This is a genomic window from Phaeovibrio sulfidiphilus (assembly GCF_014861485.1).
Classification (GTDB): Bacteria; Pseudomonadota; Alphaproteobacteria; order Rhodospirillales; family Rhodospirillaceae; genus Phaeovibrio; species Phaeovibrio sulfidiphilus.
Map to the genome: position 1 here is coordinate 188647 of NZ_JACZHT010000003.1, position 15457 is coordinate 204103.

Annotated in this window: 10 protein-coding genes; 5 read left to right on the plus strand and 5 right to left on the minus strand. The window is 70.8% G+C overall.

Going from position 1 to position 15457, the window contains the following annotated elements:
• Window positions 1–14 precede the first annotated feature (14 nt).
• From IHV25_RS05655 to IHV25_RS05665, 3 genes are all read left to right on the plus strand, one after another.
• On the plus strand, window positions 15–809 hold the full coding sequence (locus tag IHV25_RS05655) for an ImuA family protein (protein ID WP_192534135.1): 795 nt from the start codon (window positions 15–17) through the stop codon (window positions 807–809).
• Window positions 810–2055: 1246 nt separating this feature from the next.
• The gene (locus IHV25_RS05660) at window positions 2056–3642 is read left to right on the plus strand and encodes a DUF6504 family protein (RefSeq protein WP_197974962.1); all 1587 of its coding nucleotides are present in this window, start codon (window positions 2056–2058) and stop codon (window positions 3640–3642) included.
• Window positions 3639–6926, plus strand: a complete 3288-nt coding sequence (locus IHV25_RS05665; RefSeq protein WP_192534136.1) for an error-prone DNA polymerase — start codon at window positions 3639–3641, stop codon at window positions 6924–6926. The genes IHV25_RS05660 and IHV25_RS05665 overlap by 4 nt, the downstream gene beginning before the upstream one ends.
• 57 nt (window positions 6927–6983) lie before the next feature.
• Here IHV25_RS05665 and IHV25_RS05670 read toward each other — a convergent pair whose 3' ends face one another.
• Both IHV25_RS05670 and IHV25_RS05675 read right to left on the minus strand, forming a co-directional pair.
• On the minus strand, window positions 6984–7706 hold the full coding sequence (locus IHV25_RS05670; RefSeq protein ID WP_192534137.1) for a LysE family transporter: 723 nt from the start codon (window positions 7704–7706) through the stop codon (window positions 6984–6986).
• Complete coding sequence (locus IHV25_RS05675) at window positions 7703–8542, minus strand: methyltransferase domain-containing protein (protein ID WP_192534138.1); 840 nt, start codon at window positions 8540–8542, stop codon at window positions 7703–7705. Before IHV25_RS05675 ends, IHV25_RS05670 begins: the two co-directional genes overlap by 4 nt.
• Before the next feature lie 58 nt (window positions 8543–8600).
• Between IHV25_RS05675 and IHV25_RS05680 the strand changes: the two genes are divergently transcribed.
• Window positions 8601–9419: a ComF family protein gene (locus IHV25_RS05680; protein ID WP_192534139.1), complete on the plus strand. Its 819-nt coding sequence runs from the start codon at window positions 8601–8603 to the stop codon at window positions 9417–9419.
• Window positions 9420–9880: 461 nt separating this feature from the next.
• Here the strand turns inward: IHV25_RS05680 and IHV25_RS05685 are convergent, their stop codons facing one another.
• The 3 genes from IHV25_RS05685 to trpD form a co-directional block, all read right to left on the minus strand.
• On the minus strand, window positions 9881–10060 hold the full coding sequence (locus tag IHV25_RS05685; RefSeq protein ID WP_192534140.1) for a hypothetical protein: 180 nt from the start codon (window positions 10058–10060) through the stop codon (window positions 9881–9883).
• 318 nt (window positions 10061–10378) lie between these two features.
• Window positions 10379–11176 carry an indole-3-glycerol phosphate synthase TrpC gene (gene trpC, locus IHV25_RS05690; RefSeq protein WP_192534215.1) on the minus strand — a complete coding sequence of 266 codons (798 nt, stop codon included), beginning with the start codon at window positions 11174–11176 and terminating at the stop codon, window positions 10379–10381.
• A 175-nt stretch (window positions 11177–11351) separates the two neighbouring features.
• The gene (trpD, locus tag IHV25_RS05695; RefSeq protein WP_192534141.1) at window positions 11352–12422 is read right to left on the minus strand and encodes an anthranilate phosphoribosyltransferase; all 1071 of its coding nucleotides are present in this window, start codon (window positions 12420–12422) and stop codon (window positions 11352–11354) included.
• Window positions 12423–13175: 753 nt separating this feature from the next.
• Here trpD and IHV25_RS05700 point away from each other — a divergent pair.
• Window positions 13176–15452, plus strand: a complete 2277-nt coding sequence (locus IHV25_RS05700) for a heavy metal translocating P-type ATPase (RefSeq protein WP_192534142.1) — start codon at window positions 13176–13178, stop codon at window positions 15450–15452.
• The last annotated feature ends 5 nt before the right edge of the window (window positions 15453–15457 follow it).

The following is a 15457-nucleotide window of genomic DNA, read 5'->3' on the forward strand; positions in this document are numbered from 1 at the left end:
AGGAGCACCAGACCATGCCCACCCCCTGCCCCGCCCTTGCGGCCCTGCGTGCCGGGATCGAGCGCATCGAGGGACGCAAGCACCTCTCCGACACGGTCCTTCCCTTTGGCCTTGCGGCCCTTGACGGGTGCCTGCCGGGAGGGGGGCTGGCCCTCCATGCCCTGCACGAGGTTGCCGGAGGGGAACCGGGCCCCGCTCACGCAGCCGCAGCAACACTTTTCGCTGCGGGCATTGCCTCACGGCTGGACGGACCGGTTCTGTGGTGCCTGGGACAGCCCGACCTGTTCCCCCCGGCCCTGGCCCGCGCGGGCCTGACGGAGGAACGGATTGTCTATGCGGAGGCTCCGGACAACACCGCCCTTCTCTCCTGCTTCGAGGAGGGGCTGCGGCACGGCGGTCCGGCCGTGGTCATTGGCGAGGTCACGGCCCTGTCCCTGACGGCCTCCCGGCGGCTCCAGTTGGCGGCCGAACAGGGAAAGAGCATGGGAATTGCCATCCGGCGCCCGCCCCGCTCCCGTCGGAGCGCCCATCCCTTTCTCCAGCCCGGCGCGGCGGCCACCCGGTGGACGGTCTCGTCCCGCCCCACAGAACCGCTGGGCATGCCCGGGGTCGGGCGGGGGCGCTGGCATCTGGAACTGGTACGCTGCCGGGGCGGACGGCCCGGTGAATTCGAGGTGGAAGAATGTGATGAAACGGGTAGCCTCGGTCTGGTTTCCCTTCTGGGCCATCGAGGGCCATCGACAGCCGGAACACCGGATGGCGCCGACGAACATGCCGTCGTGGCCCCATACCGGCGCCGAGCCGGATAGCACCTGCGCACCCGCACATCCCGACCCATCACGAACAGGGCGGGCATGCCGGCCCGCACCCCCGGATACGCCCGCTTCGCAGCCAGGATGCGCGAGCCACTCCGCCCGCGCGGCGGATGGTGCCCCCGCACCCTCCGCTCCAACCTCTTGCCAGGCTGGGCACGCATACCGCTCCGCAGTCGCGGATGCGCCCGCTTCACAGCCAGGGTGCGCAAGCCACTCCGCCCGCAAGGCAAGCGGTGCCCCCGCGCCTTCCTCCCCAACCTTTCGACAGACTGGGCACGCTTGCTGCCCCGCACCCGGAATGCAGTGCAAGCCGGCACAGCCTGCCATCCGGGCACCGTTCGACACGGCAGCCCCCCCTGTCACATCGGTTGACGCCGCGGCCCATGCTGCGGCCCATGCTGCGGCCCATGTCCAATCCCATACAAGCCCCAATACCCGCCCCGCGGCTACCACCTGCGCCGGAACAGGCATCGACACCAGAAATCGTGCCAAGGGCACCACAGGCACCAGCACCAACATCGGAACCCGTCCCGGTGCTGATGCCGGCACCTTCACGGCCACCACCACCGATGAGAGCTCCCGTCCTGATACCGGCACCCATACCCAGGACCATGCCGGTGCCCATGCCGCACGCCCGCAGCATGGAAGCACTCTGGCCACATCAGGCACCCATACGGCCGCCCCCGTGGCCGCGCAGTCCGCATCCCCCCTTGTACCCCAGCCTGGTGTCGGCTCGGCCATACAGGCCGCGTCACACCCACACCCCGTGCTCCACCCCACGCCCCCCTCGAGCGTTCACCCCGCCGCGTCGCGAAACCACGTGGTCACCCCCTCGGGTGCCCACATCATCGACTCAGCTTCCACCCGGTCTGCAGCCCGCTCTGCCACTCCCTCCTCCACCCGTTCAGCCACCTGCTCGCCCACTCCCTCCGCCCCACGGCTCACCGCCAACCTCTCCGCCACACACACCTCCGTCGCTCATCCGGCTCCCCCCGCTGCGCCCCCCTCGGTCGGCCACGCCACTGTTTGGGCCACTCACGCGACCGCCCCTTCCGCGGTGCACTCCGCCGGCCCCTCCGTGTCCCACCCTGGCGCCGGCTCGGCCATGCAGTCCGCCTTACACCCCATGCTCCACCCCGAGCCCCCCTCGACCGCGCAGTCCGGCTTACACTCTGTGTTCCGCCCCCCGCCCCCCTCGGGCACCCGGGTTTCCCCCCCTGTCCCGGTCGAACGACGCACCGTGCGTGCTGCCGCACACCACTCCCGCACCGCATACGGAACCCCGCCCGAGGGACCGCGAGCCCCCTGTGCGACCGCCCCCCTGCACGAACACCGCACGGCCCAGCCCGCCCCCCTGGTCCTGAGCGCCCGAAGCGGGAACCGGGACCGGGTCCACGCTGCCTGCCCGGAGGCCCTGGCTCTGGGCATCCGCCCGGGCATGAGCCTCACCCGGGCCCGGGCCCTGGTCGAGCCCCTGACGGTCATCCCGGCCACACCTGCGGACGACGCCCGCAGGCTTGAGGCCCTGGGCCTGCGGCTTCTGGAGACCTTCTCCCCCCATATCGGCGTGGACCCTCCGGACGGCCTTCTTCTCGAGACCACAGGCGTGGACCATCTGTTCGGGGGAGAGACCGCCCTCATGGAGGCCCTGGAGCGTTATCTCCGCGACCTGGGGCTGACGCCGCGCCTGGCCCTGGCCGACACCCCGGCCGCGGCCCGGGCTCTGGCCCGCCACGGCGCCCGCACCTGCACCATTGCCCCTGCGGGCACCACGCGGACCCACCTGGCTCCCCTGCCCCTGGAGGCCCTCCGGCTGCCCGAGACCATACGGGACGGCCTTCTCACCCTGGGCTTCGAGCGGATCGGCGACCTTCTGAAGCGCCCCCGCGCGCCCCTGGCCCGGCGCTTCGGCCCCGTGATCAGCCTGCGGCTGGACCAGGCCCTGGGGGACGTGGACGAACCGTTCCGGCCCCTTCGCGCCCGGGAGACGCCCCAGGCCCGCATGGCCTTTGCCGAGCCCGTCGGCACGGGGGAGTCCATCGCGGCGGCGGCGAACCTCCTGGCCCGGAGCCTCTGCCACACCCTGCAAAACCGGGGGCTGGGCGGACGGGTGTTCGACCTGTTCTGCCACCGGGTGGACCACCGGGTGGTGAGCCTGCGCATCCGGACCTCCACCGCCCTTCACGACCCGGCACGGCTTGCGCGCCTGTTTCGCGAGCGCATCGACACGCTTGATCCCGGCTTCGGCATCGAGACCATGATCCTCCGGGCCACGGCCACCCTCCCCCTTGCGCCCGCCCGGCAGACCACCACCGACGACGGGGATGAGGGCAGCCCGGCCTCCGTGCGCGACCTGTCCCCGCTTGTGGACATCCTGGTCAACCGCCTGGGCGGCCAGCGGGTCTACACCCTGCGGAGCGTGGAGAGCGACGTGCCCGAGCGCTCGGTGGTGCGCATCCCGGTTCTGTCCCGGTCCGACCGGGATCCGCCGCCGGGCTCCGGAGCGGGCACAGGGACGGCCCCTCCCTGGCCCCGGCCCGTGCGCCTTCTCACGCCACCGGAATCCATCGACGCGCTGGCCCTTCTTCCGGACAGGCCCCCCAGGGCCTTCACCTGGCGGGGCACCCGCTACCGGGTCGTGTGCGCCGACGGCCCCGAACGCATCTTCGGGGAGTGGTGGAAGCGCCCGGCCGAGCAGGACGCGGTGCGGGACTACTTCCGCCTGGAAACCGACACCGGGGAGCGCTACTGGGTCTACCGCCTGGGGGACGGGGAGAACCCGGACACGGGCTCGGGCCGCTGGTTTCTGCAGGGGTTTTTCGCATGAGCCCGACCGTCACCCGCCTGCCCGTGCGGCCGCCCGACACGCCCCCCCGAAGCGCGTCCTGGCACACCGGGCCCGACAGTCCGCAAGGCCCCCGCAGCCCGGGTGGATCCGGCACCCCCCCGCCCTGGGTGGAGCTTCAGGTCACGTCCCACTACAGCTTCCTGCGGGGCGCCTCCTCCTGCGACGAGCTGTTCGAGACCGCCCGGCGCCTGGGCATGAGGGCCCTTGCCATCACGGACCGGAACTCCCTTGCGGGCGTGGTGCGCGCCCGCGAGGCCGCGCGGGCCACCGGGGTGCGGCTGATTGTCGGCGCCCGCCTGGATCTCCGGGACGGCGCGTCCCTTCTGGTCTACCCCCGGGACAAGGATGCCTACTCGGGCCTGTGCCGCCTGCTCTCGCTGGGCAAGGCGCGGGCGGGCAAGGGCCGCTGCGACCTGGGCTGGGAGGACGTCCACACCCACGCCCGCGGCCTGATCGCCATCCTGGTGAGCGGGGAGCCGGACGACGCCCTGCGCTCCGCCCTCGGGCACACGGCCCGGATTTTCGGACAGGACGGCTTTGTGGCCCTGACGCCGCGACGCCGGCCGGACGACGCCGTACGCCTGCACCGGATCGAGCGCCTGGGACAGGAGGCCGGCGTACGCCCGGTGGTCACCGGCGATGTCCTGTTCCACAGCCCCGAGCGCCGCAGGCTCCAGGATGTGCTGACCTGCATCCGCCTGAAAACCACCATTGACGCCCTCGGCTTCCGGCGCGAGCGCCATGCGGACCGACACCTGAGGGCGCCAGCCGAGATGCAGCGCCTTCTTGCCCGCCACCCCGAGGCCCTGGAGCGCAGCCGGATGATTGCGGATCTCTGCCGCTTCTCGCTCGATGAGCTGGTCTACCAGTATCCCGAGGAGCGGGCGGACCCGAGCCGCTCGCCCCAGGAAAACCTGGAGGATCTGACCCGGGAGGGTGCCCGCAGGCGCTACCCGGACGGGGTTCCCGAAAAGGTCGGCCGCACCCTGGACCACGAGCTGGCCCTGATCCGGAAGCTGGACTACGCGCCCTATTTCCTGACGGTTCATGCCATTGTCCGCTTTGCCCGCTCCCGGGGCATCCTGTGCCAGGGGCGGGGCTCGGCGGCCAACTCGGCGGTGTGCTACGTGCTGGGGATCACCTCGGTGGACCCGGCCTCCAGCGACCTGCTCTTCGAGCGCTTCCTGTCGGAGGAGCGTGCCGAGCCGCCGGACATCGACGTGGACTTCGAGCACGACCGCCGGGAAATCGTGCTCCAGTGGATTTTCGAGACCTACGGCCGAAACCACGCCGCCCTGTGCGCCACCGTCATCCGCTACCGGACCCGGGGCGCCCTGCGGGATGTGGGCCGGGCCCTGGGACTGGACAGCGACACCCTGAACCGCCTTCTGGAGCTGACCTCCCGCTGGTCCGACACAGGCCTGCGCCCGGAGGATCTGGAGGGCTGCACCCTGAACCTGCAGGACTGGCGCATCCGCCTGGCCCTGGAGCTGTCGGAGCAGCTTGCGGGCGCCCCGCGCCACCTCAGCCAGCACCCGGGGGGCTTCGTCCTCACCCGCGAGCCCCTGGACAGCCTGGTCCCCGTCGAGCCCGCCGCCATGGAGGGCCGCCAGGTCATCGAGTGGGACAAGGACGACATCGACGCCCTGAAATTCATGAAGGTGGACTGCCTGGCCCTGGGCATGCTCTCGTGCCTGCGACGGGCCTTCGACCTTCTGGCCCGTCACAAGGGGATCCCCCTCGACCTGGCCCGCATCCCGCCCGAGGATCCGGCCACCTACACGATGATCTCCCGGGCCGACACCCTGGGGGTCTTCCAGATCGAATCCCGGGCCCAGATGTCCATGCTGCCCCGCCTGAAGCCCCGGACCTTCTATGACCTGGTCATCCAGGTGGCCATTGTCCGGCCCGGGCCCATCCAGGGCGACATGGTCCACCCCTACCTGCGGCGGCGCAACGGGCTGGAGAGTGTCTCCTACCCGAGCGAGGATCTGCGAACCGTGCTGGACAAGACCCTGGGCGTGCCCCTGTTCCAGGAGCAGGCCATGCGCGTGGCCATTGTGGCCGGGGGCTTCACGCCGGGCGAGGCGGACCAGTTGCGCAAGTCCATGGCCACCTTCCGCAACCGGGGCGGCGTGGACACCTTCGAGACCCGGCTGGTGGAGGGCATGGTGGCCAACGGCTATGAGCGCGGGTTTGCCGAGGCCACCTTCCGGCAGATCCAGGGCTTCGGCAGCTACGGGTTCCCGGAAAGCCACGCGGCCTCGTTCGCCCTGATCGCCTATGCCTCGTCCTACCTGAAGTGCCATCACCCCGAGGTGTTCTGCACCGCCCTTCTGAACGCCCAGCCCATGGGCTTCTACGCCCCGGCCCAGATCGTGCGCGACGCCCGCGCCCACGGGGTCGAGATCCGGCCCGTGTGTGTGAACGCCTCGCGCTGGGACTGCACCCTCGAGCCCTCCGGGGCGGGAAAGACCCGGCGACTGGCGGTGCGTCTCGGCTTTCGCATGATCCGGGGCCTGAGCAACACCGACATGGCCGCCCTGATCCTGGCCCGCACCGAACGCCCCTTCGACAGCCTGGACGACCTGCGGACCCGGTGCACGGCGCGGGCCTCCACCCTGGAGCGGCTGGCGGACGCGGATGCCTTCCGCCCCGCCTTCGGCCTGCCCCGCCGGGAGGCCCTGTGGGCCGTCCGGGCCCTGAAGAACGCGCCCCTGGACCTGTTTCGCGCCGCCAGCGCCCGGGAGAAAACCGGCATCGCCGAGGTCCGGGAACCGGAGATGGACCTTGTCCCCATGCCCGCAGCCAGCGAGGTGCTCCACGACTACGGCACCGTGGGCCTCAGCCTGCGGGCCCACCCGGTCTCGTTCCTGCGCGGGTCACTTTCGGAGCGGCGCATCGTCACCTGCGAGGAGGCCACCTCGGCCAACGACGGGCGCTGGCTGGAGATCGCGGGCCTGGTCCTGGTGCGCCAGCGTCCGGGAACCGCCCGGGGCGTCCTGTTTGTCACCCTGGAGGACGAGACCGGCATCACCAACGTGGTCGTCTGGAAAAACGTCTACGAGGAGTTCCGGCGCACGTTGCTGACGGCCCCCCTCATCGGGGTGCGGGGCTCGATCCAGCGGGAGGGCGAGGTGGTGCACCTGGTGGCCCGGCGCATCACCGACCTCTCGGCCCTGCTGGGACAGCTTGGCGGACCGGCGGAGCCCACCCCCACAGAGGCAACGGGGTTTCGTGTTCCAACCCGGGACTTCCGCTAGCCCCGGCGCCCGGACCCGCCCTTGCAGGACCGCCTGCCTCCGCGGGCCCCGCCGCCGTCACAGAGGGTCAAGGTAAAGCAGAAGAACGGAAAGGACGAGAAACAGCGCAAAGACATAATTGGCGCGCCGGATCGTTTCTGCTGTCAGGAAGCGGCGCATCAGGGCCCCCAGGGCTGCCCAGACAAACACCGCCCCGATCCCGGCCACCGTGAACAGGGCCGCAATCAGCCAGAGCCGGAGCTCCCGCCCCTCGCCGGTCTGCACATAGGTGCTGACGATAATCAGGTTGGTGATCCAGGCCTTGATGTTGACCTGCTGGAGCAGGAACCCGCCGAAAAAACCGGGCAGGCGAACCCGGGCCTGCCCCCGGGGATCTGCCATTGCCTCCGGCCCCGGATCGCTTCCGTCTGCGGGCCGTGCCGGAACCAACGCCGGGCGGCGGATCCACCGGCCCGGGCGCACAGCCCGGAGCGACGGCAGACGAAGGCCGGAAATCCGCCACGCAAGCCAGAGAAGGTACACGGTTCCCGCGACCCGCAGCCCCTCGAGGGCGAACGGATACAGGCGGAACACCTCCCCCAGTCCGTAGCCCAGCGCCAGAAGCGACAGGTTCGCCCCGAGGGCCGAGCCCAGCGCCAGAGGCGCTGCCGCCGCCACACCCCGCTCCAGCCCCGTGGCCAGAGCCAGGGTGTTGTTGGGGCCGGGAGTGTAGCACAGGGACACCGCCAGCAACGCGGGGGATACCAGGAAAAGAAGCGTGTCGGCGGACAGAAGGGTCACTGGCTCCGGACCCTGCGTTCCGGGGCCCAGGCCGTCAGGGTCAGGATCTGGAAGGTGGCGGGGACGCGGCCGTCCTCGCCGGCGAACTGCTCCCGGTACAGCTCCAGGGTCCGGGCCAGGACATCCCGGCGCAGTCCCCCCCGGGACCGGCGGACCAGCGCGTTCGCCTCGCCCATCTGACGCAGATCCCGAAACAGATTCAGGGGCTCCTCGTAGCGCACCTCGATCCCGTCGCGGTCCGCGGTCGGCATGGTGAAGCCCGCCCGGGCGGCAAGGTCGCCCAGATCCTTCACATCCACCACCGGAGCCACATGCGGGCTCGGGGTCCGGCCCAGGGAAACCTCGGCGTCATAAAAGCACTGGCGCAGCTCCACAAGGGTCTCGCCCCCCAGGACGCTGATCAGGGCCGCGCCCCCGGGCTTCAGCGCCCGGCGGATCTGCACCAGAACCCCCGGAAGATCATTCACCGCATGAAGCGACAGGTTCGAGATCACCAGATCGAAGGACTGTTCCGCGAAGGGAAGAGCCTCCTCGGAGGCGCAAACCACCGGAGACCCGGGATTGCGTGCCCCGGCCAGCGCACAGAACGCGGGGGACGTGTCGCACTGGACAAGGTGCCCGATCCCGCCCCGGGCGCCCCGGCGCTCGCCCAGCAGGCCCCAGCGGCACCCCAGGTCCAGGGCCACCGGAAAGGACCGGCGGATGTCATCAAGCCGGTCGAGCAGACGCTCGGCGGCCTCGGCAACAAGAAAGTCCGCACCTTCGGGCGCGCGGGCGGCCCGCTCCCGGTTACGCCGGACGGCGGCTGCATCAAAAAGGGTCGCGATATCGGTCATGCTCTGTGCTAGAATAAGGGGTTGAACAGGGACGATTTTCTTGCCGGGAGGCGCCGCCATGGCGTCGGGTCATGAATCGCTCGGGACAATGGGGCTGCTGCGGCAGTGCGTCGAGGTTTTCGGGCGCACGCTCGTGGACGCCATCCTTCCCCATACCTGTCCCCGATGTAAAGACATCGTGTCGGGGCATCAAGGGCTCTGTGCCTCGTGCTTTGCCCGCCTGTCCTTTATTGACGGCCCGGTGTGCTGGCGCTGCGGGCTTCCGCTGGCCCAGGAGCCGGGGGACGACCGCGCACCGCGGCTGTGCCCCGAGTGCCTGACCCGGCGCCCGCTCTACCGGTGTGCCCGGGCGGCCCTTCTGTATGACGAGGAAAGTGCTCCCCTTGTGCTCCAGCTGAAGCACGCGGACCGGACCGAGTCGGTCGACCTGTTCGCCCGCTGGATGACCCACGCGGGGCGCAGCCTCCTGACGCCGGACTGCCTCCTGATCCCCGTGCCCCTGCACTGGAGCCGCCTGTTCCTGCGCCGCTACAACCAGGCCGGCCTGATCACCCGGGCCATCGCCTCGGGAACGGGGCTGGAGGCCGACCTGCGTGGCCTGAGGCGCACCCGCAGAACCGCCCCCCAGGGGCGCAAGCGCCGCGCCCAGCGCATGGAAAACGTGCGCAACGCGTTCGAGGCCGTTCACCCGGAGCGGCTGAAAGGACGGGCCGTGGTGCTTGTGGATGATGTGATGACAACCGGGGCCACCATGGAGGCCTGCACCCGGACCCTGGTGGCCGCCGGGGTCACCCGGGTTGATGTCCTGACCCTGGCACGGGTGTCTCCGGAACACCGGTTCGTACGCCAGCACGGCCGCGCACGGGGCTGGTTCTGAGGCGAGCCCGCCCCGCCGGCTCCCGGTCGAATGCCCGGCATGCCCGGCACACCCCACCCCAGGCCCTGACCCCGAGCGCTGACCCCAAGGCCCCGTCCTGCCCCGCCCTTGAAGGCGCAGGATTCACGACAGCAGAAGCGGAAAGCCTCCCAAACCCGGGGCCGAAAAACCAAACGTCCGCAGCCAGGCGGCCAGGACCGGGGGCCGGAGTTCCCGGGACGGGGCTCCCCGAAGCCAGTTCTCCATGGTTCCGGTCCAAAGGGCCAGGCTCACACGGTCACGCCCCCGCCCCTCTCCGGAGCGGCGGGCATCCCGCCCCCGGGCCGGTCGAGTGGCGTGGGTCCGTGTCATAGGTCCGTGCTATGGGTCAGCGGTGTGGACGTCCGGGCGCCCTGGGCGCAGGCCCGCAGCCCGCCCCTGCCCTCGGACGGAAAGCGTCCCGCAAACAGGCCGGACGGCGGCTACCAGTCGAAAATCACAGCCGCCTTGCCCCCGCTGGAGGAGCCCGCCACCGTTCCGCCCGCCACAACACCCGGGCGCTTCGAGGCGCACCCGGCCACAAGGGCTGTCGAGCACACCAGGACAAGAACAGTCAGGATCACGGAAAAGCGGTTACGGCGGATCGTTCGGCGCAGGCTCATGGCAAAAACACCCCGTGCTAGCCGCCGGCCCCTCGCCCTCAGTCACACGCGGAGAACCGGCCCCTGATCTTTCATAATCAGCCCACCACACCCTGGCAACACATACCTGACCAAAAACAACCGAAAGGACGGCTGCCCGCAGCCAACCCGACCGCGCGACCGCCACCGGATCCCGCTGGGCACCACCCGGTGCACCGGAGGCCACCCGGAACGACAGATCCCCCGGCACGCGCCGCAGGGCGGAACCGGGACAGCTCTCAAAGCGGAGCCCGGGGCCCGCGACCAACCCGACCCGCCCGCGGGCCCGGCACCGGAGCGTCAGAGACCGATCAGGTCCGTGACCGCCGCCTCGATATCCGGCTGGCGCATGAAGGTCTCGCCGATCAGGAAACGCTGGGCGCCCACGGTCCGCATGCGGGCGATGTCCTCGCGGGTGCGGATGCCGCTCTCGCAGACAAGCACCCGGTCCGCCGGCACCAGCGGAGCCAGACGCTCGGTCACCGCCAGGTCGGTCACCAGGGTCCGCAGATTGCGGTTGTTCACGCCGATCAGGGGCGTGTTGAGAAGCGTCAGGGCGCGCTCCAGCTCCGCCTCGTCGTGGACCTCGGCCAGCACGTCCATGCCGTGGGCCGCGGCCAGAGCCTCCATATCCCGGGCGAGCGCGTCGTCAAGACAGGCCATGATCAGAAGGATCGCGTCCGCACCCATGGCCCGGGCCTCCAGAACCTGCCAGGGATCGATCATGAAATCCTTGCGCAGAACCGGCAGGGACACGGCCGAGCGGGCCTCCACCAGATAGGCCTCACAGCCCTGGAAGCGGGTTTCCTCGGTCAGGACGGACAGGCAGGCGGCCCCGCCCCGCTCGTAGGCCAGGGCCAGATCCCGCGGCGAGAACTCCGCACGGATCAGACCCGCCGACGGTGACGCCTTCTTGATCTCGGCAATCAGGGCCGGGCGGCCCCGCTCCGCCATGGCGCCCAGAGCCCGGGCAAAGCCCCGGGGCGCGTCACCGGACCCCTGAATGGCGGCCAGCAGGTCGGCCTCGGAGCGCACAGCCTTGCGGGCCTCCACACTCTCGCGGGTGGTGGCGCAGATTTCTTTCAGAACGTCGGGGATGGACAGGGTCATATCCGGACTCCGGTGCTTTCGGAACAGGGGTGAGGCTCAACTCGGTTCAGGTCAGTTCAGCCCTTGTCAGGTCCGGACCGGGGCCCGGCCAACCCGGCGGGCGCCCGTCCGGAAACGGGATCCCCGCGCCGGAGCCCGGGTCGGGGAGAAGTCTGGCGGAGGGTCAGGGAGCCTCCCCGGCGGGCGGCGGCTCGTTGGAGAGCCGCACAAGCAGGTCGAGTACCTGCCCCGCCCGGCCGGAGTCAATGGCCGCAGCCGCCCGGCCCACGCCGTCGCGCAAGGTGTCCTCGAGGCCGGTGATAACGATGGCCGCCGCCGCGTTCAGCAGCACCACGTCGCGGTAAGGCGAGCGCACCCCGGCAAACAGATCCCGGATGGCCCGCGCGTTGAAAGCCGCGTCATCCCCTTTCAGATCCTCGAGCGAGGCCCTGGGCAGGCCCGCGTCCTCGGGCACGATCTGGAAACGGCGCACGGTTCCCTGATGGAACTCGGCCACGTGGGTGGGACCGGTGGTGGTGATCTCGTCCAGGCCGTCACTGCCGTGGACCACCCAGGCCCGCTTCAGCCCCAGGCGTCCCAGGGTCTCGGCGATGGGCTCGAGCCACTGCTCGCTGTAGATGCCCATAAGCTCAAAGGTGGCGGCGACCGGGTTCGCAAGCGGCCCCAGAAGATTGAAAATGGTCCGCACGCCCAGCTCGTAGCGCATGGGGCCCACGTGCTTCATGGCTCCGTGATAGCGCTGGGCGAACATGAAACCGATGCCGGTTTCCTCCATGCAGCGCAGGAACACCTCCGGCGGGGCGTCCAGGTTGAGCCCCAGCTCCCCCAGAACGTCGGCCGAGCCGCTCCGGGACGAGGCCGCACGGTTGCCGTGCTTGGCGACCCGGGCTCCGGCGGCAGCGGCAACAATCGAGGCCGCCGTGGAGATGTTATAGGTTCCCACACCGTCCCCGCCGGTGCCGACCACGTCGATGGCATCCTCGGGGGCCTGGACCGAAACGGCTTTCGAGCGCAAAACCCGGGCGGCGGCCGTGATCTCGTCCACCGTCTCGCCCCGGACCCGCAGCCCCATGAGAAAGGCTCCGATCTGCGCCGGGGTGGCGTTGCCGGTCATGATGATGTCAAAGGCCCGCTCCGCATCCCGCTCGGTGAGGGTCTGCCCCGAGGCCACGAGGGCGATCAGCGGCTTGAAGTCAATGTCCTCGACCTGGAGATCTTCGGTTTCGTCTGTCATGAATTTTCTGTCCGCTGCCTGTTCCGGGATGATCGTCTGTCGGTGTCCGGCGCCCCGGGGGCGCTCAAACCCCTGGCCCTGGGGGCGGGTGTCCACATTGGGGCCGGAGCCCCTGTCCGGGAGAGCCCCGGCGGCGCCATCCGGTGCGGGTGTCCCCCCTCGGGCGCGGCTCCGGATCCGCCAGCGGCCCTGCGCGCCCCCTGCCAGACCGGGCGCCTGCGCGCCCCCTGCCCGACAGGGCGCCTGCGCACTCCGGAAAGGCGCCGGCACCTGCCCGGCGCAGACGCGCTGGCACGCAGGAAAACCGGAAATCTGGACGCTTGAAGTGGAATGATAATCATGGTCAACTTGCTGGGCCTGAGTGCGTCCCCCTGAAGGGCCCGCTACAGTGCCGACTTGACAGGGGTGCGTCAAGAGCCGCCGGAACTCCCGGCGCTTTTCGCGTTCCGGTGTGCGCTCCGGTGCGCTGCGGTGCACGCGCCGCCGTCCCGGAGGGGATCCCGGGTTCAGGGCCGTCCGTCCATCGCCGCCGGCCCTGCAGCCGGACCGAACCGGGAACCGAGCGGGGCTCGGGGCAAACGGTCCCGACGGGCCGCCCGCCGGCCGGCATGGCCGCCGGTCGGGGCAATCTCCCGGGACAGCGGGAGTCCTGCCGGACCCGGGTTATGCAGGGCGTCCTGCCGCCAGCGGGCCCGGGGGCCCGGATTATTTTGTGTGTGTGTTATCAAGCCGTGCCCGGGGAGGGGCAGCCCCATGCGTGAGACGTCCGTGGATTTCGAGATATCCGGTATGAGCTGCGCCGCCTGCGTCGCCCGGCTGGAGAAGGTTCTCTCCCGGCTGGACGGCGTGGACAGCGTCTCGGTCAACCTGGCCACCGGACGGGCCCACCTCGAGATGGTGGGCGGCGCTGCCCGGGCCCAGGACGTGATCGACGCCGTCGGGAAGGCCGGCTTCGAGGCCCGGCTGTACCGGGACGACCCGGACGACGCCAGCACGCGCGCCCGGGAGCGGAACCGGGCCCGGGAAACAGAGCGGGTCATGTTTCTGGTGGCCGCTGCCGCCTCCCTGCCCCTGATGTGGGACATGGTGGCCCACATGGCCGGCCTTCCGGGAACCATCGCCCCCCTGTGGCAGCTGGCCATCGGCTCCCTGATCCAGTTCGGCCCCGGCCTGCGCTTCTACCGCGGGGCGTGGACGGCCCTTCGCTCCGGCTACGGCACCATGGACACGCTGGTCGCCCTTGGCACCAGCGCCGCCTTCCTCATCTCGGCCTGGCGGGTGGTCATGGGGGAGACCGGCCAGGGGCTCTATTTCGAGAGCGCGGCGGTAGTGATCACCCTGGTCCTGCTCGGAAAGCTCCTGGAGGCGGGCGCCCGGGACCGGGCCGGGAACGCCATCCGGGCCCTGATGTCGCTGCGCCCGGACATGGCCCTGCGGGAGCGCGACGACGGCACCCGGACCGAGGAGGTTCCCGCCTCGGAGCTGCGCACCGGCGATGTGGTGCGGGTCCGCCCGGGGGCTCTGGTCCCGGCGGACGGCGTGGTGATCGAGGGGCGCTCCCTGGTCAATGAGAGCCTCCTGACCGGCGAGAGCGTCCCGGTCCTGCGGGAGGAGACCGCCCGGGTGATCGGCGGCTCCCTGGCCGTGGACGGGGCCCTGAGGGTGCGCCTGACCGCCACGGGCCAGGAAACCACCCTTGCCCGCATGATCCGGCTGGTGGAGAGCGCCCAGGCCGCCAAGGCTCCGGTCCAGCGCCTGGTGGACCGCATTGCCGCCGTGTTTGTCCCCGTTGTGGTCCTTCTTGCCGGAATCACGTTTGCCATCTGGTGGTTTGCCCTGGGATCCCACGAAACGGCGATCACCGCCGCCGTATCGGTGCTGGTGATTGCCTGCCCGTGCGCCCTTGGCCTTGCCACGCCCACCGCCGTCATGGTGGGGACCGGACTGGGAGCCCGCCATGGGATCCTGATCCGGGACGCCGAGGCCCTGGAGCGCCTGAGCGGCGTCGATACCGTCGTCTTCGACAAGACCGGCACCCTGACCACCGGCCACCCGGAGCTGGTGGACTACCGCAGCGCCACCGATCCGAACGCCGACACCGAAAAGGAGTACCTTCTGGAAATCGCGGGCAGCCTCCAGCAGAGCGCGACCCACCCCCTGGCGGCGGCCCTGCGCACCGCCGCACAGGAGCATGGACTTACCCCCCTGCCGGTGGAGGATTTTCACCAGGAGCCGGGCTACGGGATCACCGCCTGCCTTGACGGGCGCCGGTTCTGGCTGGGCTCGCGGGCCTACATGAGGCGCATCGGGGCCGGCGGGGCCCCGGAGGCGGAAACCCTGGCGGCCGGCATGGAGGCCCGGGGCTGCACCACCGTGTGGATGGCCGCCGCCCCCCTGAACGGATCCGGCGACCGGGGCGCGCCCCGGACCGGCCTGGCGGACGCCGGGCCATCCGCCCCCGCGCCCGTCCTTCTGGGCCTGTTCATGCTGGCGGATCCGCCCCGGGCAAACGCCGCCGGTGCCGTCCGCGCGCTGGAGACGCTGGGGGTCCGCAGCATCATGCTGACCGGTGACAGCCTGCCCGTGGCGAGGGCCATTGCACAGCAGGTCTCCATCGGGGATGTGCGCGCAGGCGTGCTGCCCGAGGGCAAGGCCGAGACCATCCGGGATCTGCGGGCCCAAGGCGCCGTGGTGGCCATGGCCGGAGACGGCATCAACGACGCGCCCGCCCTGGCCGAGGCGGATGTGGGCATCGCCATGGGCGGGGGCTCGGACGCCGCCATGGAAACCGCCGCCATCACCCTTATGCGCTCCAGCCCCGCGCTGGTCCCCGACGCCATCAGCCTGTCGCGGGCCACCTTGCGGCGCATCCGCATCAACCTGTTCTGGGCCTTTGCCTACAACGTGGTGGCGATTCCGCTTGCGGCGCTGGGCGTCCTCTCCCCCATGATCGCGGGCGCCGCCATGGCCGCCTCCAGCGTCTCGGTGGTCAGCAGCTCGCTCCTGCTGCGGCGCTGGCGTCCAGAGTGAAAATG